14 protein-coding genes and 2 pseudogenes are annotated in these 20001 nt (G+C 70.2%); 5 read left to right on the top strand and 11 right to left on the bottom strand.

Annotated features, from left to right (window positions below):
* Positions 1-144: 144 nt before the first annotated feature.
* Positions 145-2487 (top strand): hypothetical protein, encoded by a 2343-nt coding sequence (locus ACIBLC_RS01635; protein ID WP_399208584.1) that lies wholly within the window; start codon positions 145-147, stop codon positions 2485-2487.
* 47 nt (positions 2488-2534) lie between these two features.
* Here ACIBLC_RS01635 and ACIBLC_RS01630 read toward each other — a convergent pair whose 3' ends face one another.
* The 5 genes and pseudogenes from ACIBLC_RS01630 to ACIBLC_RS01610 form a co-directional block, all read right to left on the bottom strand.
* Positions 2535-3689, bottom strand: coding sequence for a low temperature requirement protein A (locus ACIBLC_RS01630; protein WP_399208583.1), 1155 nt, complete (start codon positions 3687-3689; stop codon positions 2535-2537).
* Between the two features lie 264 nt (positions 3690-3953).
* Positions 3954-4469 carry a hypothetical protein gene (locus ACIBLC_RS01625; protein WP_399208582.1) on the bottom strand — a complete coding sequence of 172 codons (516 nt, stop codon included), beginning with the start codon at positions 4467-4469 and terminating at the stop codon, positions 3954-3956.
* A complete protein-coding gene (locus ACIBLC_RS01620) occupies positions 4466-6190 on the bottom strand; it encodes a PHP domain-containing protein (RefSeq protein WP_399208581.1) in 1725 nt (574 codons plus the stop codon). Before ACIBLC_RS01620 ends, ACIBLC_RS01625 begins: the two co-directional genes overlap by 4 nt.
* Positions 6191-6527: 337 nt before the next feature.
* A pseudogene (locus ACIBLC_RS01615) lies at positions 6528-6704 on the bottom strand (ATP-binding protein); the annotation flags it as partial.
* A 189-nt stretch (positions 6705-6893) separates the two neighbouring features.
* On the bottom strand, positions 6894-7862 hold the full coding sequence (locus tag ACIBLC_RS01610) for an alpha/beta hydrolase (RefSeq protein WP_399208580.1): 969 nt from the start codon (positions 7860-7862) through the stop codon (positions 6894-6896).
* Between the two features lie 227 nt (positions 7863-8089).
* Here ACIBLC_RS01610 and ACIBLC_RS01605 point away from each other — a divergent pair, with 227 nt between their 5' ends.
* From ACIBLC_RS01605 to ACIBLC_RS01595, 3 genes and pseudogenes are all read left to right on the top strand, one after another.
* Positions 8090-8551 (top strand): MarR family winged helix-turn-helix transcriptional regulator, encoded by a 462-nt coding sequence (locus ACIBLC_RS01605; protein ID WP_399208578.1) that lies wholly within the window; start codon positions 8090-8092, stop codon positions 8549-8551.
* Positions 8552-8675: 124 nt separating this feature from the next.
* On the top strand, positions 8676-10220 hold the full coding sequence (locus tag ACIBLC_RS01600) for a carboxylesterase/lipase family protein (RefSeq protein WP_399208577.1): 1545 nt from the start codon (positions 8676-8678) through the stop codon (positions 10218-10220).
* A gap of 122 nt (positions 10221-10342) precedes the next feature.
* A pseudogene (locus tag ACIBLC_RS01595) lies at positions 10343-10912 on the top strand (TetR/AcrR family transcriptional regulator); the annotation flags it as partial.
* Between the two features lie 24 nt (positions 10913-10936).
* Here ACIBLC_RS01595 and ACIBLC_RS01590 read toward each other — a convergent pair.
* From ACIBLC_RS01590 to ACIBLC_RS01575, 4 genes are all read right to left on the bottom strand, one after another.
* Entirely contained in the window at positions 10937-11803 is an 867-nt protein-coding gene (locus ACIBLC_RS01590) for a GyrI-like domain-containing protein (RefSeq protein WP_399209246.1), read from the bottom strand.
* Between the two features lie 30 nt (positions 11804-11833).
* Positions 11834-12667, bottom strand: coding sequence for an isocitrate lyase/phosphoenolpyruvate mutase family protein (locus ACIBLC_RS01585; protein ID WP_399208576.1), 834 nt, complete (start codon positions 12665-12667; stop codon positions 11834-11836).
* A 147-nt stretch (positions 12668-12814) separates the two neighbouring features.
* Complete coding sequence (locus tag ACIBLC_RS01580) at positions 12815-14533, bottom strand: DUF2264 domain-containing protein (protein ID WP_399208575.1); 1719 nt, start codon at positions 14531-14533, stop codon at positions 12815-12817.
* A 128-nt stretch (positions 14534-14661) separates the two neighbouring features.
* On the bottom strand, positions 14662-15708 hold the full coding sequence (locus tag ACIBLC_RS01575) for a rhamnogalacturonan acetylesterase (RefSeq protein WP_399208574.1): 1047 nt from the start codon (positions 15706-15708) through the stop codon (positions 14662-14664).
* A 190-nt stretch (positions 15709-15898) separates the two neighbouring features.
* Here ACIBLC_RS01575 and ACIBLC_RS01570 point away from each other — a divergent pair, with 190 nt between their 5' ends.
* Positions 15899-17563 carry a rhamnogalacturonan lyase B N-terminal domain-containing protein gene (locus tag ACIBLC_RS01570; protein WP_399208573.1) on the top strand — a complete coding sequence of 555 codons (1665 nt, stop codon included), beginning with the start codon at positions 15899-15901 and terminating at the stop codon, positions 17561-17563.
* 7 nt (positions 17564-17570) lie between these two features.
* Here ACIBLC_RS01570 and ACIBLC_RS01565 read toward each other — a convergent pair whose 3' ends face one another.
* The gene (locus tag ACIBLC_RS01565) at positions 17571-18980 is read right to left on the bottom strand and encodes an RICIN domain-containing protein (protein ID WP_399208572.1); all 1410 of its coding nucleotides are present in this window, start codon (positions 18978-18980) and stop codon (positions 17571-17573) included.
* A gap of 595 nt (positions 18981-19575) precedes the next feature.
* Positions 19576-19983: a RidA family protein gene (locus tag ACIBLC_RS01560; RefSeq protein ID WP_399208571.1), complete on the bottom strand. Its 408-nt coding sequence runs from the start codon at positions 19981-19983 to the stop codon at positions 19576-19578.
* Between the last annotated feature and the right edge of the window lie 18 nt (positions 19984-20001).

The following is a 20001-nucleotide window of genomic DNA, read 5'->3' as shown; positions in this document are numbered from 1 at the left end:
GGGGACATGCCGACCGAACGCCGGAGCCCCATCCGGTTCACCCCCTAGCGTGGCCAGCCGGCGCACCCTGACCAGATGACTTCGGAACCCTCGGCGCCGTGCAGTTCCGTTACCACCAACGGGGTTCCCCACGGGGAGAAACCAGTGAGCATTCAGTTACACCAGCCCGCACGTCGCCGACGCGTCTGGGCGCGCACGGCGCTCGCCCTGACCGCCGCGGCCGTCATGACCCTGACCGGTCTGCCCGGCCTCCAGGAGGCGGAGGCCGCGAAGCCGCCCAACGTCAAGCCGATCCGGTGCGACGAGAAGTTCCTCGGGCGAAAGGTCCCTGCCACCCCGGCCAACTCCGGTCCGCCGGACGGCCTTCCGTACGACGCGTGGCCGAACGACGAGAACTACACCTACGACAACCCCGCGAAGGCGTACGACGGGGTGCTGCCGCCGACCGACGCCCAGCGCGAGGCCGCGGGAACGGACTACCGCGCCTGGCAGCGCAAGTACAACAGGACGAAGAACCCGGCGGACAAGGTCATGGAGATCTACGCCCGCTACAACAAGCAGTACGCGGCGGGCTACAAGGACTTCAAGCGCTTCCTCGACGTGCGCTACATCGGCGCCTACGGCAACCCGTACCGGGGCGAGGCGTTCGAGGCCCGCATGATCCAGAAATACAACATGGTCGGTCCCGACTGGTGGTGCCAGGACGTGATCGAGTACACCGACCCCGAGACCGGCGAGAAGCGCTACCGCGTCGTGGACGCGCACCACCGGCCCACCGAGCGCAAGGTCGAGATCAAGTCCAACGGCCGGATCGAGGACGACCAGCTCAGGGCCGACCGGCAGATCGCCAAGGAGAAGCCGAAGTCGACGTTCCGGTACCTGACCGGCGCGAACACCGAGCAGTCGACCAAGGACAAGATCAAGCAGTTCGACGAGGATCTCAAGCGCGACCGGGGCACCGCCCGCACCCAGGCCGGGGTCAACGAACGCCGGTCGAACGCCATCGAGCGCACCCAGAAGCCGACCAGCTACACGAACTTCGACAAGCGGTTCAACCCCGATCCCGCGAAGGGCGGCCGGGGGCCCATCATCGACCAGGCCCTGCGGTCCGGGAAGACGATCGAGGAAGCGCGCCGGCTCCAGGCGATCTACAACCAGAACAACAGCGGCGGTTACTTCAACCGCGGACCGGGCGGCATCGACTTCTCCACCCTGGAGATCAACTACGTGGGCACGCCCGTCAAGGGCAAGGGCCTCGACTATTCGATGAAGGCCGACTACGTCAAGAGCCCTGACGAGGACCCCGGTTACGGCGGTGACGCGAAGCTCCAGCTCGCCTCGGACGCCTTCTTCACCTGGCTCGCCCTGACCCCGGACAAGTTCTGGGTCAACCTCAACCCGATCCGCCCCGACGTCATCATGGACACGGAGTTCGCGAAGACCGACGCCGGGCGCGTCCTTCTGGAGGCCGACCTGACCCTCAAGCACGACTACGCGGACGCGATGAACCCCGACAAGTACGAGCGCGGGGAACAGTTCTGGCGCGAGGTCCCGCGCACCCCGGAGGGCATGCCCTGCCTGCCCATCATCCGTCAGTGGATCACTCCGGAGCCGGCGAAGGTCCGCGAGCAGGACGGCGGAATCTACATCCTGGACGCGCCGCTGAAGGTCAACATGGAGGTCCCCACCGGGCCCGATGTGCCGGCGAACAGCTGCGAGCTCACCGAGGCGCAGACCGACCAGGCCGAGACCCTGATCCGCACGATGATCCGGCCGGAGCTCGAGCGCCGCGTCAACGACGACGCGTCCTACGCCGACCTGCGCCGCGTCTACTCCTCCCGAGTGGCCGCCGAGTACGTCCGTCGTCAGGACGCGGTGAGCCCCACCGACTTCCGCGCGATCATCAACAGCAACGACGTCAAGCGGTGGCCGCTCAAGGGCGAGAACAAGGACTGGGACAAGAAGACCGTCTACGACAAGTACGTCGACTCGTTCAAGAACGGCGACTACGAGTTCGAGCGCGTCTACGACGGCAAGGTGTGGATCCTGTCCATGGGCGGGGTCGACTTCTCCAAGGCGCCGAAGAAGGACATCGGCCGGACCCGGTTCAACTCCCAGTACAAGGGCCTGGACAGGACCACCAGGACATCCGTCCAGACCGAGGTGACCTACCGGGGCAGCGAGACCGCCTACCTCGGCGGATCCGCCTCCGACCAGCCCACCACCCCGGAGGACCCGAAGCCGACGCCGACACCGACCGGCCCGGACGACCCGAAGCCGACCGGCACCGCGTCGGCACCGGCACCCGACCCGTCCACGTCCGGCGGTGACGGGACGACTCCGCCGGCGAAGGACCCGCAGGGCGACCTCGCCGGCACCGGCAACAACACCCCCGTCGGCCTGATCGCCGGTGTGGCCGGGGCGCTCGCCGTCGCGGGCGGTGCGCTGATCTGGTGGATGCGACGCCGCAGGACCACAGGCGGCTAGCCCGAGCGGTCGATGCGGCGTTCGATGGTGTCGCGCTGTCCGGCGGGTCAGTCGCGGCGGGTCTGCGGCCGCAGGGGCTCTGTGGCGGCGAGACGGACGCCGGCGGCAACGGTGCAGGCCGCGGCCAGCCCTGCCAGGGGGACCGACCAGTGTCCGGCGAAGCCTGCGGCGAGGACCAGCAGGGCGCCGATCGGCAGGACCAGTTGCTGAGAGGCGCCCTGTTTGAAGTGCCGGGCGTGGACCAGCCATACCGTGATCATGAAGAGCGCGGTGGGCACGGTGACGGCGAGGGAGGCCGCGAGTGTGGAGATGTGGGCGTGGTGGGTGGCCTGCTCGACGGCTACTTCGATGCCGGCGCCGATCGCCGCGGCGGATCCCAGGATCAGATAGTGGCCGTAGCCCCAGATGAAGGCCTGTCGGTTGGAGGTGAGGTACTGGTGGATCGGTACGGCAAAGTAGATCCAGAAGGCGGCGAAGACGAGGACGAGTCCTCCCGCCGCGATCGGCAGCAGTTCGTCCAGGGCCGCCGATTCGTCCAGGGCCGACTGCACGGCCACCGTGGCGGCGGCAATGGTCTCGCCGAGCACGATGATCGTGAAGAGGCCGTAGCGTTCGGCGATGTGGTGCGGGTGCCAGGGAGTGCGGTGGCGGTGTTCGGCGAAAGCCGGCACGGCAAGCTCCGCTGCCGCCAGCGGGATGAAACCCCAGTTCCAGGCGGCGTCCGGCAGCAACAGCAGCACGACCCAGCCGACCTGCACCACCACGAGCCCCGCGGCGTAGCGCAGGGCGGCGGTTCTCGCCGCTCCGGTCTCGCCGTGTGCCGCGCGCAGCCATTGCAGGGTGAGCGCCACGCGCATGATCAGGTAGCCGGTGATCGCGACCGCGTACTGCGCTTCGTCGAAGGCGCGCGGGATTCCCGCGGCCAGGACCAGGACGCCGGCCATCTGTACCAGGGTGGCGATCCGGTAGGGGACGTCGTCGCAGTCGTAGGCGGAGGCGAACCAGGTGAAGTTCACCCACGCCCACCAGATGGCGAAGAACACGAACAGGTAGCCGGTGATGCCGTGCCCGGGGTCGCCCTCGGCCAGGGCGTGGACGAGGCGCGCTCCGGCCTGCGCCACCGCGACGACGAAGCACAGGTCGAAGAGCAGTTCCAGTGGGGTGGCGGCCCGGTGCGGTTCGTCACGGCTGCGCGCTCTCATACGGGCAAGGGGAGCCACCGTCCGGCCGTGCCCCGCTCCCGTGGGCGTGTCGTCAGTCATCAGCAGGGGCGCCCTTCGCTCGCACCGCACCCATCGGCTCGAAGCCACGATGCACCAGGTGAGGCCGGCCCGCAGCCGGGGCCGAACGAAACGGCCTGGCCCGTCCGCCTGCGTCCTCGCACCCGGGCTGTCCCCCGCATCCGTTCGCGGGATGCGGGGGACAGCCGTTTCCGCGGGCGGATTCCGGCAGCCCGGTAACCCGGTTCAGTGATCCGCGCAGCAGGGCGTCGGGTCGGGTACCTCGAACGGGACCAGGGTCCCGCCCCTCGCGGGCATCGCCGTGAGCACCAGCTCCCCGTCGCGCCACTCCGGGCGTACGTGATCGCGGGTGACCAGCGGCTGGTCCGGAGCGGGGGCGCCGGGTGAGCCGAGTACGGCGACGCGGTCGATCGCGGAGCCGGACAGCAGCTCCGAGACCGTCACCGTGCCGGTGAGTTCCGCGACACCGGGGTACAGCACCGCGCGGCCCACCGCGTCCGGGGCCTCGGGCGTCACCTCGTACCCCTTGGCGACCAGCCGTTCGCGGACGGCGTCCAGCGCAGCCCGTGACGGGACGGCGAAGGAGAGCGCGACCCGCGGCCGGTCACCGCGCACCAGGTGCGTGCAGCCGAACGAGCCCTCGGGGAGGGCGAGTTCGGCGGCCAGTGCCTGGAGCAGGTGATCGGCTTCGAGCAGGGCCGACACCTGCGTGTCGACCCCGATCACGTACGGCTGGTTCACGACGGCAGGACCCACACCGGGTTGGAGTAGAACCACAGGTCGACCCACGGGTCGGCGTCGCCGACGACGTCGAGGGCGGGGCCCTTCGGGTCGACCGCCGCGCCGTTGATGCCGGTCGCGGAGCGGTTGCCGTCCGTGCCGCGCAGGCGGACATAGAGCGGACGGTCCACCTTGCCGAGGGAGTACGTCACTCGCACCGTGCCGGTCGACTTGTTCACCTCGTACGACTGGACGACCTTCGCCGTCGGCGCGCTGATGGTGTCCTTGTCCGCGGCCGGTCCGGTGACATCGCCCTGGATGACGTCGACGCGGGCCAGCTTCGGTACGAACCCCGCCCAGTTGGCGCCGTCGGCGAGCGCGATGTCGACCGTCAGGGTCACCTTCGTGCCCTTCTTGACGTGCAGCGCGCCGCCGAGCGTCGCCCACCGGCCGTTGCCCGAGAGCCGCGCGTCGAGGCCGCTGATGAGCTGCCCGTGGTCGACCCAGACGCGGCCGGCCCGGATGCCGTCCATGACGGCGGCGTACGAGAAGCCGTCGGAGCCGACGTGTGTACGGCTGTACTGGCCGGGCCAGTAGTCGCCCTGCGTGAGGTCGAGCTTTCCGGCGTACACCGGGTCGGTGTGCCTGCCGTTGAGGTTGAAGTCGGTGTCCGGGCCGCCGCGCTCGGCGGTGTCCGCGTACACCTGGTGGGAGTCGGAGTTGGCGGTGATCCACCAGGGCTTGCCCTCGGCGAGGAGGCTGTCCCACAGGCCGCCGACGGTGGCGGTCATCCAGTCGAAGCCGCCCCAGGTCCGGTAGCTCTCCAGCGGGTAGCCCGCGAAGGAGTCGGCGCTCGGGTTGTTGTCGTAGATGCCACGGGCGCGGCCCATGCCGTTAGGCGCGGCGATACCGGCGGCCTGGTGGCCGGGCGCGCCCTCGAAGCCGATGGCGATCTGCTTGCCGCCGGGCGTCGCGTCGCGCCAGCCGCGGATCTCGTGCGGGGAGTCGACGCCGCGCCGCGCCGGGTGGTTGGCGAGCATCAGGGCGTCCTTGATCTTCCGCCGCTGCACCTGCTCGGAGAGGAAGGCCAGACCGGCGATCGCGAGCGCCTCGTTCGCCGGCGAGGAGCCGGACGCGCCCTTCACGCTGCCGTCGTAGTCGGTCTCGAACTGCTTGAGGACGGAGACCTCGTTCTTGCCCGGGTGCACGAAGACCGTGCCGTGCTCGGCGCCCGGGATGTTCCACTCCAGGCCCTGGAAGACGAGGGTGTCCTCGTACGTCTCCCGCGCCTCCTTGATGTCCGGGTTGACCTTGTCGACACCGATCTTGGCGTGCGTCTCGCTGCCGTGGTCGGTGATGACCAGCCAGTCCATGCCGTGCTTGGCGCCCTGGCGGACCTGGTCGGAGACGCGGTACTTGCCGTCGCTGCTGTACTGCGTGTGGATGTGGTGGTCGCCGGCCAGCCAGAGGAACCCGCCCGATCTCCGACGGTTCTCGGAGGCGTACGCCGGGGCCGCCGCGGCACCCGCCGCCAGGACGCCGCTCGCCGCCAGGCCCGCGCCCAGCAAGCCCGTGCGTCGCAGCATCGTGCGGCGCGACTGCTGTTCGGGGCTCAGCGCCTCATCGGGAACGGAGGTGTCGAGGGCGGCGGGCAGAGCCGCGCCGTCGCCGGCCGCGGTGTGATCGTGGGTGTGGTCGTGATGGTGGTGATGACCGTTTCCGTGAGCGTGTCCGTGACTCATGACTGCCTCCAGAGTTCGGCGCCGCACATGCGGCACGCGTGTTGGAGACTCGATGTGAAACATGAACGTTGGAGGTCCACCGGGTGATCGCCCGGCGACCCAGGTACGGCGGTCTGAACCAGCCACCTCGGCCCGCCCCAACTACCGCGCAAGTCATGGCAGTTGCCACACCTTCACGGGCCCCCACCCCCTTGTCCGTTCGGCACGGAAACCTCCGCCCACACGGTCTTGTACGTCCCGTCCTCCCGGGCTTCGACACCCCACGCTCGGCCGGCGCGACGACGATCAGCAGCCCGCGACCGCCTTCCTCCGAGGGCTCCTTGAGCTCGGGCAGCCGGTCGGCCCTGCCGTCCGCGACCTCGACGCGTACGACGTCCTCGCGCAGCGCCAGCCGTACCCGGAAGTCCCGGCCGCGTACCCGGCCGTGCCGCACGGCGTTCGCCGCGAGTTCGGCGACGACCAGCGTCATCGCCTCACCGACCTCGCCGTCGTAGCCGAACCCCCGGACGTCCATCCGGTTGGCGACCAGCCGACGCGCGAGCCGCGCAGCGCGTGGGGTGGAGCTGTAGAGCTGCGTGAAGGTACCGAGGGTGACGGGGACTTGGGCGGGGGTGGCTGCCAATGCCACGGACGGACTCGTGGAGTTCGCCGCGCAGCGGTGAGCCCCGGGCCGCGGCGACCCGGGGCTCACGGACCGTAGGGATCAGGCCGTACCGAGCGCCGTACGCAGGACGCTGATCGCCTGTGCGATCGCGGCCCCGGCCGCGTGGGTCTCGCGCAGGGCGTTCAGCATGACGAAGTCGTGGATGACGCCCTGGTAGCGGACGGCGGTGACGGCGACGCCGGCTTCGCGGAGCTTGGCGGCGTACGCCTCGCCCTCGTCGCGCAGGACGTCGGCCTCACCGGTGATGACGAGGGCCGGGGGAAGCCCGGTGAGCTGCTCGGTGGTGGCGCGGAGCGGCGACGCGGTGATCTCGGCGCGCTGCGCCTCGTCGGTCGTGTACTGGTCCCAGAACCACTGCATGCCGTCGCGACGGAGGAAGTAGCCCTCGGCGAACTGGTGGTAGGACGCCGTGTCGAAGGCCGCGTCGGTGACCGGGTAGAAGAGCACCTGCGCCACGAGCGGGACGTCACCGCGCTCCTTGGCCATCAGGGTCAGCGCGGCGGACATGTTGCCGCCGACCGAGTCGCCGACCACCGCGATGCGGGAGGCGTCCAGGCCGTGGGACGCGCCCTCGGTGACGACCCACTGGGCGACGGTGTAGTTCTGCTCGATGGCGACGGGGTAGCGCGCCTCGGGCGAGAGGTCGTACTCGGGGAAGACGACGGCGGCGTTCGCGCCGACCGCCAGTTCGCGGACCAGCCGGTCGTGGGTGTGGGCGTTGCCGAAGACCCAGCCCGCGCCGTGGATGTAGATGATCACCGGCAGCGTGCCGGTGACGCCCGCGGGGCGGACGAGGCGGGCCCGTACCTGCCCGGTGGGCCCGCCGGGCACGGTGACCCATTCCTCGTCGACGTCCGGCTTGGCGATCTCGCCGGACTGCACCTCGTCGACGGCCTTGCGGCCCTCGGCCGGGGCCAGGTCGAAGAGGTACGGCGGGTTCGCGGTCGCCTCGGCGAAAGCCGCGGCGGCGGGCTCCAGGACGGGGCGGGGAGCGGTGCTCTCGGTCATGACGATCTCCTCGATCGGGTGCCGCGGACAGGCTCCGTCGGTGACTTGCCGTGGAGCGGCGGCACACCTTGACAGTAGCGCTCGATTAAGTCGTGCACAACTCATTAGGGATCGATACAATCGAGGAAACGTGAACGATAGGGTTGAGAGGACATGTACAGCACGGGATCGATGTACATGTTCAGGACGGGAATGCCGCGCAGGGGACGGAAACCAGGAGCCGCACCGTGAACCCAACCGAAGCCTCACCACCCCAGGCCGGTTCGCTGCTCCTGGACGACCAGCTCTGCTTCGCCCTCTACGCCGCCTCACGGGCGGTGACCGCCCGCTACAGACCGCTGCTGGACGAGCTGGGCCTCACCTATCCGCAGTACCTGGTGATGCTGGTGCTGTGGGAGCAGGACTCGATCTCCGTACGCTCGCTCGGCAACGCCCTCCAGCTCGAGTCCAGCACCCTCTCCCCGCTGCTCAAGCGCCTGGAGGCGAACGGCCTGATCCGCCGCGAGCGCCGCGCCGAGGACGAGCGTTCCGTCGCCCTGCACCTCACGGAAGCCGGCGTCCGGCTCCAGGAGCGGGCCGGCAGCGTCCCCCTCGACATCGGCGCCGCCATGGGCCTCACCGCCGAGCAGGACGCCATGGCCAAGCAGCTCCTCCGCCTGCTCACCACCAACGTCACAGCCGACGACTGACGCCGGACAGCCCGGTAAATGAGTGGCCCACGTCTTCGCGCACCGGAATCATCTGCCGCAGGAATCTTTCGCCCTCCCCTGACCTGTCCCACAGGAAATACAGGAAACCGAGGTGCCCGCGGCCGTGTCCCAGACGCCCCTGTCCCACTCCTCCCCCGAGGCGCGCACGACTGCCGGCACCGTGCGCGGCACCCGTGAGGCCGGAGTGGCGGTCTTCCGCGGCATCCCGTTCGCCGGACCCCCGGTGGGCGCGAACCGCTTCGCCGCGCCGCGGCCCGCGCGGAGCTGGGACGGCGTCCGGGCCGCCGTGGCGTACGGCCCGCCGCCCCCGCAGGCCGACGTGTTCGGCATGGATGCCCTGTCGCCGGAGACCTCGGACGACGACTGGCTCACGGTCAACGTCTGGTCGCCCCAACCGGGCCCGGACCCGGACCCGGACAGCGGGCTTCCGGTGATGGTGTGGTTCCACGGCGGCGCCTACGTCATCGGCACGTCCGGCATCCCGGAGTACCACGGCGCCCGCCTCGCCCGGGAGGGCGGCGTGATCGTCGTGACCTTCAACTACCGCCTGGGGATGGAGGGTTTCGCGCGGATCGAGGGGGCGCCTGCCAACCGGGGCCTGCTCGACCAGGTCGCCGCGTTGCGGTGGGTGCGCGACAACATCCACTCGTTCGGCGGTGATCCGGACCGGGTCACCCTCTTCGGCGAGTCGGCCGGCGCGGGGTCGATCGCGGCCGTGCTGGCGATGCCGAGCGCCGCCGGGCTCTTCCGCCGGGCGATCGCCCAGAGCGTGCCGGGCACGTTCTTCTCACCGGAACTCGCCGGTGACATCGCCACCGCCTGCGCCGCCGAGCTGGACCTGCGGCCCACGGTGGCCGACCTGTCCACGGTGGTCCCGGCCCAACTGGCCACCGCCGGTGACTCGGTGAGCGCCAAGCTCGACCGGTGGACGGAACGCTGGGGCCGGATCGCGCACAGGTCGATCCCGTTCGCACCCGTCGTCGACGGCGAGGTCCTGCCGGTCACGCCCTGGCAGGCGCTGGCCGACGGCGCGGGCCGGGACATCGACCTGATCGTCGGTCACACCCGCGAGGAGCAGCGGCTGTTCACCGCGATCGACGGCCTGCTCGGTCAGGTGACGGAGAATCAGGCGAACGCAGCGCTACGGCTGTTCGCCCCGGGTCCGGACGGCGCCGACCGCTACCACGCCGCCTTCCCGCTCGCCGGCCCCGACGAGCTGTACGAACTGGTCCACTCCGACTGGCTGTTCCGCATGCCGAGCCTCCACCTCGCCCAGGCACAGGTCTCGGGGGGCGGCCGTGCGCACGTCTTCGAGCTGACCTGGCCCGCTCCGGGCATGGGCGGTGCCTTCGGTGCCTGCCACGGCCTCGACGTGCCGCTCGTCTTCGGCAACCTGACCGGCACCGGTGCCGCGATGCTGATCGGCGAAGCCCCCACCCCGGAGGCGGAGACGCTCTCCGCGCACATCCGCTCCGCGTGGACCGCCTTCGCCGCCCACGGCGACCCGGGCTGGCCCCCGTACGACCCCGACCGGCGCCTCGTGCAACTCCTCGACACGCGACCGACCGTCGCCACCTATCCGGAGGACGAGTCCCGCCTGCTGTGGCAGGACCACGTGTTCCCGGCGCTGCCCCTGCTCGGCCGGTGACGAGTGGGCGATCAGCCGGTAATCGGCAGGTGACCAGCCGCTGCTGAGCCGCTGACGGTCGACGTATGCTGCCCTTTTGCCTAGGGCATCCAGGCAAAAAAGCCACGCGGAGGCGGTCGTTCATGGCACGTGTCGGGCTCACCGTCACCCGGCTCGTGGCGGCCGGAGCCGATCTCGCGGACGAGGTCGGCTTCGAGAACGTCACCGTGTCCGCGCTGGCACGGCAGTTCGGCGTGAAGGACGCGAGTCTGTACTCGCACGTCAGGAACGTGCAGGACCTGCGCACCCGGATCGCGGTGCTGGCGGCCGGCGAGATGGTCGACCGGATCGCCGGTGCCGTGGCCGGGCGGTCCGGCAAGGACGCGCTGGTCGCGTTCGCGGGTGCCTATCGCGAGTACGCCCTGGAGCGGCCCGGCCGGTACCGCGCCACGCACACCCAGCTCGACCCCGCGACCCTCGCCGCCGGGGCGGACCTGTACCGCCGCACCGCCGAGGTCACCTACGGCATGCTCGGCGCGTACGAGCTGTCGGAACCCGATCTCACCGACGCCGTACGGCTGTTGCGCAGCACCTTTCACGGCTACTGCAGCCTCGAGTCCGTCGGCGGATTCGGTGACCCCAGGGACGTACAGGCTTCCTGGGAGCGGGCGTTGGACGCTGTGCACGTCGCCCTGGAGCACTGGCCGCGGTCTCCGTGGGGTGACCCGCGCTGTGGCTCAGACCGCCGTGCGCTCCACGGGGATCCACAGCTCGGCGTCCGCCTCGGTGCCGTCCTGGGACAGGCGGGTCCGGAGGATCTCGGGCCCCGGCCGGCTCTGGTAGGGGTTGGACGGGAACCACTGGGTGAACACGTCCCGCCACAGGTGCTGGAGCGTCAGCGGGAACGGTCCGGAGCTCTCGAAGACGGCCCAGGTGCCGGCCTGGACGGTGAGCGCGTCCATGTCGTCGGGCACCGCTGCCCCGGTCACCACAGCGTGGTAGTAGTCGAGTTCGGTTCCCTCGGCGCGACTCTCGTCCAGGTTGTCGCCCACCGCGATGATCCCCTTCGGCTCCTGGTCGGACAGGCTCTCGATGCGCCGCAGTGTCTCCTGGCCGAGCCCCCGGATGAAGGCGACGATGCCCGGATTCATCCCCTCGTGCACGAGGGGGACCCGTGCCTTCCTGCCGACGACCCGGAACTCGTCCTTCTCAACGACCCTGTACCGCATGCTGCTACTCCCTTCGACGATGAGGCGGAAGGACATCCGGGGCTGGGACCGCAGACTCGCGCCGGTCCGCCTGGCCTCGCCGGGACCGACACCGTGCATGCCACGGAACGCGCGTGCGAACGCCTCGCCGGAGGTGTACCCGTACCGCACCGCGATCTCCAGCAGCGTCCGCTCGCCGGCCAGCACCTCGGCACCCGCGACCGTCAGCCGCCTGCGCCGGATGTACTCCGCCAGACCGATCCCCGCCAGCGCGGAGAACAGCCGCCGGAAGTGGTACTCCGACGTCACCGCGATCCGCGCCAGCTCACCCACCTCGATCCGCTGATCGAGATGACGCTCGATGTGCTCCATGGCCTGGTTCAACCGCTCCAGCACCCCGGACTCCTTCCCTTTCACTCACCCACGTTAGGAAGGACCCACCCTGCCGGACCCGACATCCTGTGCCCGCTCCGGTCGGGTACCGGAGTCACCCGGTTCGCTCAGCGCCTGCACCTCGGCGTACGTCGGCACGCTGCCCCGCGGTGTCCGCCCGGCCCGGATGTCTACGGCGGTGTCCAGGGCCGCGCCCAGTGCCCGCCGGTAGAGGAAGGAGCCGAGGCTGACCCTGCTCACGCCGAGATCGCCGAGTTGGGCAACGGTGAGGCCGTCGGTCGAGTAGAGGATGTTGAGCGGTACGTCGAGGCTCTTCACCAGGTCGCCGATCCGGCCCGGGTCATTGAGCCCCGGCACGAACACACCGTCGGCACCGGCCTGTTGGTAGGCGTCGAGGCGCCGGCACGTCTCCTCATGGCTGCCGTCGCCGAGCCAGTACGTGTCGGTACGGGCGTTCACGAAGAGCTCCGGCACGGCGGCCTTGACGGCGGAGATCTTCGCCGCGTGCAGCCGCACGGACCCGAACCCGTCCTCCAGATTGATCCCCACAGCGCCCGCTTCGGCCAACCCACACGCCAACTCGGCCACCGCGCCCGGATCCTGATGAAACCCGTCCTCCGCGTCAACGGACAACAGAAAGCCCCCCTGCCCAAGCCGCCTCGCGAGCCCCAGCGTCAGCCCCTCGGTCACCGCCGCCCCGTCCGCCACACCGGCCGAGGCCGCGACACCCAGACTCGTGGTACCGACCGCCTCGAAACCCTGAGCGGCGAGTGCGACCGCGGAGGCGTGATCCCAGGCATTGGGCAGCAGAAGAGGAGCGCCACCGCGGTGAAGCCCGGAGAACACGGCGAAGGAGGAGTCACTCATACTCCGACGCTAGCGACGGAATACTTCGGCCCTCGCCGAACCGTACGAGACAACCTCCCCACCGGCGGTGCCACCCTCACATCAGCGCAGCCATCCGCCGCATGACCCCGACGGGCAACGCCGGATTCCGAGCAGCCGTCATGAGCCTCACCTTTCTCCATCAAGCTCCCCGTGCCGCACGTCGACCGCCACGCCGGATTCGTCGAGATGTATCCGTATCTCGGGTCCTCCCGCACTCCAACGGAGACCCAACTCCCCCGGCATGTAGGCCCGTACGGTCGCCGTCTCCCGCAGGGGCGCGGGGTTCGGGTCGGCGGTGAGGCGGGCGAGGGCGACGAAGAGGGTGTCGCCGTCGGCGGTGGCGCCGGTGAGGTCGTCGTTCAGGGCGAGGACCGGGAGGAGTTCGGCCCGGGTGCCGGGCTTCGGGGTCCAGCCGGTGATCCGGACGGACGTGCCCGGCAGTGCTCCCGTCACGAGGTGGGCCCGCACCTCCGCCGCTCCGTGCGCGAGCACCACGCTGGTCACCTTCGCGCCCCCGCCCGCCGTGTGCCGGGACGCCGCCCAGCCCTCCCCCACCCCCAGCGGCTCGATACCCGTGCGGCTCGGATCGCCGCCCACGATCACGCTGTTGTCGTACGACGCCGAAGGCTCCGTCGCCGTCGAGTAGGCGAGCCGGGTGTAGTAGGGGTCGTAGCGGGTGTCCTCGCTGCCGTGGTTGTGGAGGCGGACCAGGCCGTCGGAAGTGGTGGACTGGAGGAGCCAGTTGGGCGGGGCGATGGGGGTGACCGCGTCGGTGCGGTCGGTGGGGCCGGGTTCTTCCGGGGCCGTCCAGACCTCGTGGTCGGGTGGGAGGAGGAGGCCCAGGAAGCCCTTGCTCGCCCAGTAGGGCGAGGCGGGGCCCGAATAGGCTTGCAGGACTGCCTTGTTGGGGCCGTGCCAGCCGAGGGTGAGCAGGCCGCGCTCGTCCACGGCACCCCGGTCGAGGAAGTGGCGCAGGGCGCCGGAGGCCAGGCGGCGGGTCTCGCCCGGCGACAGGGGCGTACGGCCGGTGAGCGCGCCCAGCCACAGGGGCACGGCGGTCGCGAAGCGGTAGGTGAGGGAGCGGCCCTGGTGCACCGGGGCTCCGTCGGCCCCGAACAGGCGGGCGTAGTCCTCCAGATGGCGGGACAGCCGCCCGCCGTACAGGTCCAGCAGCCGGGTGTCCTCGGCCAGCCACGCGTGCAGCACCGGATACAGGTGCATCGCCCAACCGTTGTAGTAGTCGAAGGCGCGGATCGCGCCGTCGGTGTACCAGCCGTCGCCGACATACCACTCCTCGACGCGCTCCAGGCCGCGGTCGATCGCCGCACGGGACGCGTCCGGCTCGAAGCCGATCTCCTGGAGGAAACCGCCGACCGTGACGGGAAACAACTCCCAGTTGCAGGGCCAGGGTTCGGCCGTCAGCGCGTCGCCCAGCCACTCCGCGGCCCGCTGCCGGACCCCGTCGTCCAGGCGGTCCCAGAGGAGAGGACGGGTCAGGCGCAGCGCGAGAGCGATGGAGGCGGCCTCGACCAGTGGCTGGCCGCGGTCCTCGACTCGGGGCCAGATCCCGGCTGTTCCGGCGGCGAGTCCGTCCGCGTACCGCTCCAGGGTCTTCTCGTCGCGGCGGAAGGCGGCGAGGAGCAGTGTGCGCGCGTAGCCCTCCAGACCGTCGGAGAGCCGGCCCGACGAGCTCGGGTGGTCTCCGGGGAGTTGGTACAGGGCGCCCCCCTCGGTGGCGTACGGCGCGACCGCGGCGAGCAGCGAGTCGGCGGCCGCCTCCCAGTGGGCGCGCGTGTAGCCGGTGTACGGGCTGAGGGTGCGGTCCTCGGGTTCCTCAGGAGGCATCGGGCGGGACTTCCTGTCGAGACGGCCGTCATCGGTCGTGGCTGGGGTCCACCTGCACAGGGACAAGGACAGAGGCGTGAACCTGGGTACCTGGGGCGCCCCGGTTCCGGTCGGAACGCCCCAGGCGCTCATCCCACCCTCGACAGACCCTTCGGCACCAGATGCCGGGCGACGAGTTCGTCGCGGACCAGGTCCGCGTAGACCGTCGCGCCGTGCGCGGAGGTGTGGGTGTTGTCGCGTTTCTCGTTGTAGAGGTAGAGCGCCTTGGAGCCCTCGACTCCGAGGGATTCGACGAGGGCCTTGGTCTTGGCGGTGAGGTCGATGAGCGGGACGTTCTCGGCGGCGGTGACGGAGCGGGTGACGGCGGGGTGGTCGACGCCGAGGCCGTTCACCAGCAGCGCGGTGTTGTTGTCGAGGGTGCCGTCCGCGTTGAACCAGCGGCGGACGATCGGGGTGACGAGGACCGGCAGGCCGCCGCGTGCGCGGACGCCCGCCACCAGCGTCTCCAGATTCGCGCGGTAGGTCGCCTCGTCGGTCGTCTTGTCGTTGTGGGCGAGCTGGATGAGGACCAGGTCGTGCCGGCGGATCAGCGGCTGGACGGTCGCGAAGAGCGCGGGGTTGGCGAGGTAGCTGACCGTACTCTCCCCGGAATCGGCGTAGTTGGCGACCGAGACGCCCTTGCGGAGGTACAGCGGCAACTGCTGGCCCCAGCCCGAGTACGGGTCGCCCGGCTGATCGCAGACCGTGGAGTCGCCGACCAGGAAGATCTGCCGGGTGTGCGGGCGGGCCGGCGTCACGCGGATGCCGGCCAGCGCGGGCGCCGAGCCGCCGAGCACCAGGTCGAGGCCGGGGGTGCCCGCGGGGCCCGTCGGCTCGCCCTCCGGGGTGCGGACGTTCACGGTGAAGCTGCGGGCCACGGGCCTGCCGGCCTCGGTGACGGTCTCCGGGAGCAGCGAGCGGCGCGTCTCGCCGCTGACACTCGTGCTCGCGGCCGCGTCGCCGCCGAGGACCACGCGGACGTCGTACGTGCCGGGCTCGACGTCGAAGTGGCAGGCGTTCGCGGCGCAGTTCTCCAGACCGAGGGCTTGCCGCCCCCCGGACGCCGCCGCCGGTACGGCCGACAGTGCGGTGGCGGCTGTCACCGCCGCCACCACGGCGATGTTGAAACGTCTCATTGCGGCTCCTCCAACAGGACGACAGGACCTGGCGGCTGGACCGTACCGCGTCGAGCAAGCGCTTTCTAGTACCCGACTCGATTTCACATGACTGCCAACTCCGTAGCTGTGAAAGCCCTTTCGCGAAATCGATTCAACTGCCACGCTGCGAGGCACCCGCACCCCCACACCTCCCGAAGGAGGCACCCCCATGTCCGGATCCGCCCGCAGAGCGGTCCGCCGCCGCACCTTCGTTCTCGGCAGCGCGGCCACCGCCGCCGGAGTCGCTCTCTCCGGTACCGCCCGGGCCGCGAGTTTCGGCTACACGGACGACGGTTCGAACTACGTCGTCGACACCGGCGCGAACCTGGTCTTCAAGGTCAGCAAGACCAACGGCGACCTGACCTCGCTCATCTACCGCGGCACCGAGTACCAGGGCTACGACGGCAAGAACTCGCACGTCGAGTCAGGCCTCGGCACCTCCACGGTGACCATCACGCAGTCCGGCTCGACGATCCTGATCTCCGTCACCTACGGCACGCTCAAGCACTACTACGCGGCCCGCAGCGGCGAGAACAACGTCTACGTGTGGACCAACAAGGCCGACACCTCGGTCTCGGCGACCCGCTACATCGTGCGCGTGAAGGCGGGCCTCTTCCTCAACGACGAGCCGGATTCCTACACTTATGCGCCCACCACCATCGAGGCCGCGGACGTGTTCGCGAAGTCCGACGGCCAGACCCGCTCCAAGCACTACTCGAAGCTCCGCGTCATCGATTACAGCTATGTCGGCTGGACGACGGGAAGCGTCGGCCTGTACGTCGTCCGCTCCAACCACGAGAAGGCCTCCGGCGGCCCCTTCTACCGCTCCCTGCTGCGGCACCAGAGCGCGGACGGCGGCGGCCTGTACGAGATCCTGTACTACGGCGAGAACCAGACCGAGGCGCAGCGCTTCGGCCTCCAGGGTCCGTACGTCATCGCCTTCACCGACGGCGGTACGCCCTCCTCGGCGCTGTTCCCCGGAACGCTCACCACCTCCTGGGCGGACTCGCTCGGCATCTCCGGGTATGTCGCCGCCGGGGGCCGGGGCCGGGTCGCGGGCGTCGGCATCTCGGGACGCGACACGGCTTACGCGTACACCGTGGGGCTCGCCAACTCCGCTGCCCAGTACTGGGGTTCGGCGCGGGCGTCCGACGGTTACTTCTCGGTCCCCGGCGTGCTGCCGGGTTCGTACACGCTGACGGTCTTCAAGGGTGAACTTGCGGTCTACACCGGCTCGGTGACGGTCACCGGCGGCACGACGACCACCCTCAACTCGATCGCGATCCCCTCGTCGAACGACCCGGCGAACGCGGGCGCGATCTGGCGGATCGGCGCCTGGGACGGCACACCGAGCGGGTTCAAGAACGCGGCGCTCATGACGTACGCGCATCCCTCCGATCCGCGGGCCGCCGCCTGGACCGGCAACGTGGTGATCGGCAGCGGCAGTGAGACCGCGTCCTTCCCGGCGTACATCTGGCAGGGCGTCAACAGCGGTCTGCTGGTGTACTTCAGGCTGACCGCCGCGCAGGCCGCCGCCGCCCACACCCTGCGGATCGGGGTGACGACGGCCTACGCGAACGGGCGACCGCGGGTCACGGTCAACAGCTGGGTGTCGGCCATCCCCTCCCCGCCCACCCAGCCGAGCACCCGTTCCCTGACGGTGGGTTCGTACCGGGGCAACAACCACACGTTCACCTACAGCGTTCCGGCGAGTGCGTGGCTCACGGACACCAGCCAGTACAACGTGCTGAGGATCGACGTGGTGAGCGGTTCGGGGACGACGGCCTATCTCAGCGCCGGAACGTCCTTCGACGCCCTCGACCTGCTTGCCTAACGATCTGTCATGTTCCGCGCGTCCATTGCTGGTTGGTCGCTCCGTTGCAGGTGTACGTGATCACCGCGGCGGAGTTGGCGGTGGACGCGCCGTTCACGTCCAGGCACTCGCCGCTCGCTCGGGACCTGAGGGTGGTGTAGCCGCCCGAGGTGGTGACCGTCCACTGCTGGCTGGCGGCGCCGGCGCAGTTCTCCTGGGTGACGTTGGTGGCGCCCTCGGTCAGGCACAGGGAGCTGCTGCGGACGGAGAGCTGGTAGTAGCCGCCGCCGAGGGACTTGAACCAGTACTTCTGGTTGTTGCCGCCGTTGCAGTCGTACTGCTTGATCTGGGCGCCCTGCCACAGCGACTGGCTGGTCACGTCGGCGCATCTGGCGGAGTGCCTGGCGATCAGCGTCTCGTAGGTGGCACTGGTCCCGCCGACCGTCCCCGCGGTGGTGTCTACGGTGACCTCGGGCGACCAGCTCATGGACATCGTGGTCGAGCTCGGGAAGGTCAACGGCAGCCACACGTAACGCGAGTCGTTGACGGTGCCGCCGAAGGCGTTGCCCCAGCGGTCGCCCAGGTAGAGGTACGAGGTGCCCGAAGTGCCCTGCACGGGAAGGACGTACGCGGTCTGGGAACCGTAGGCCGTGGAGTCGCCGATGTTCGTCATGGCGGTCCACGGGCCGGTGATGCTGGTGGCCGTCGCGTACTGCTGCTGGTTGGGGTTCCAGCCCGTGGCGCCCGAAGTCAGCATGAAGTAGACGCCGTTGCGCTTGAAGAGGGCGGGGGCCTCACGGTGGCCGCCGTGCCAGGGGTCGGCTACCAGGGCGGCGATGCCGGTGTAGTCGGCGGTGAGCCGGTAGATCTGGAGGTCGTAGTTCTCGCGGGCGGCGGAGATCATGTAGCCCGTGCCGTCGGTGTCGACGAAGACCGTGATGTCACGTGACATGTGGGTGCCGAGCGGGCGGAAGCTGCCCTGCCAGGCGTAGTTGCCGTCCACGGTGTCGGACACGGCGACCGCGGCACGCGCCTCGCCGTAGTCCGTGCCGTTCTCCTTGTGCATCCACATCACGAACTTGCCGGTCGACGCGTTGTACATGACCTTGGGGCGCTCGATGTTGGCGCTCGCCAACTCGGCCGCGCTGGACCGGGTCAGGACGTGGTTGCGGAACTCCCAGTTCTTCAGGTCGGTGGAGCGGTAGGCGTCCACGTACTGGAAGGTGTTGTCGGCGTCGCGGTGCTCGCCGAACCAGTAGTAGTAGCTGCCGACCTTGATGACTCCGCCGCCGTGCGCGTGCACGGGGTTGCCCGAAGTGTCGGTGAACTGGGTGCCGTTGGTGATCGTCTGGGGTGCCGCGGCGGCCGGTCCCGCGGTCGCGAGGGCGGCGGCGAACGCCAGACAGAGGGCGACGAGAACGGCGTACACACGTCTCATTTCACACACACTCCTTGAGGGGGCGGGCGGCTCATGCGGCGGCCGCCCGTCCATCCCTCTGCCCATCCACCGTCCGTTCGTCCGGGATATCGAACGGTATCTGCGATGACGAACGTGCGGCCGCCGAAAAGGTAAGCGGTTGCCATGGTGGGGTCAACGGGTCTGACGGGATGGATCCGCGGGGCCGCGGGCCGAGCGACCGCGGGCGATCCTTTTCCCGACCGCCCTGTACGGCCTGTTCGGGGATGCCCCGACGGCGGCGTCGCGCCTACTCTGCGAGCGGGTGGCGGACGAGGGGCGGATACCGATGCCATGGCCGGGCAGCCGCACACGGACCGCGCCGAGACGATGCGGGCGCTGCCGGGAGGAGTCGCGGCGGGCGGCCGAGGACCGGTCGGCGGCGGAGATCGCGCCGTCGCCCGCGCACGCCCCGCCGCACGCGGAAGAACCGCCCTGGGAGGCCCCTGGCCACCGGCGAGCGACACCTCGGGCCCGGCCGCTCCGCGGCACAGCACGTGCGGCTACTGCTGGGCCATGTACGGAGCGGCCGATCCGCCATTCCCCGCCCGGTGGCGGGGCCGGGCGGGCGAGTGGGTCAGTCGAGGATCGCGGTGACCTCGACCTCGACCAGGTGGTCGGGGACGTCCAGTGTCGCGACGCCGATGAGCGAGCCGGGCGCCATCGGGGTGACCCCCAGTTTCGCGGCGGCGCGGGAAACGCCCTCCAGGAAGAGGGGCATCTTGTCGGCGGTCCAGTCGACGACGTAGATGGTCAGTTTCACGACGTCGTCGAAGGTGGCGCCGGCCGCGGCCAGGGCGGTGCCGGCGTTGAGGTAGCTCCGCTCGACCTGGGCGACGAGATCGCCCTCGCCGACCGTGACCCCGTCGGCGTCCCACGAGACCTGCCCGGCGACGAAGATCATCTTTGTCCCCGTCGCGATCGACACCTGCCGAATGGCGTCGACCACCGGAAGTCCCTCGGGGTTCATCAGGGTGATGGTCATACTGTCCGCCTCCTCATC

It is taken from the genome of Streptomyces sp. NPDC050535 (genome assembly GCF_044457665.1).
In the GTDB taxonomy this organism is placed as follows: domain Bacteria; phylum Actinomycetota; class Actinomycetes; order Streptomycetales; family Streptomycetaceae; genus Streptomyces.
This window is presented reverse-complemented; position numbering and strand designations above follow the sequence as displayed.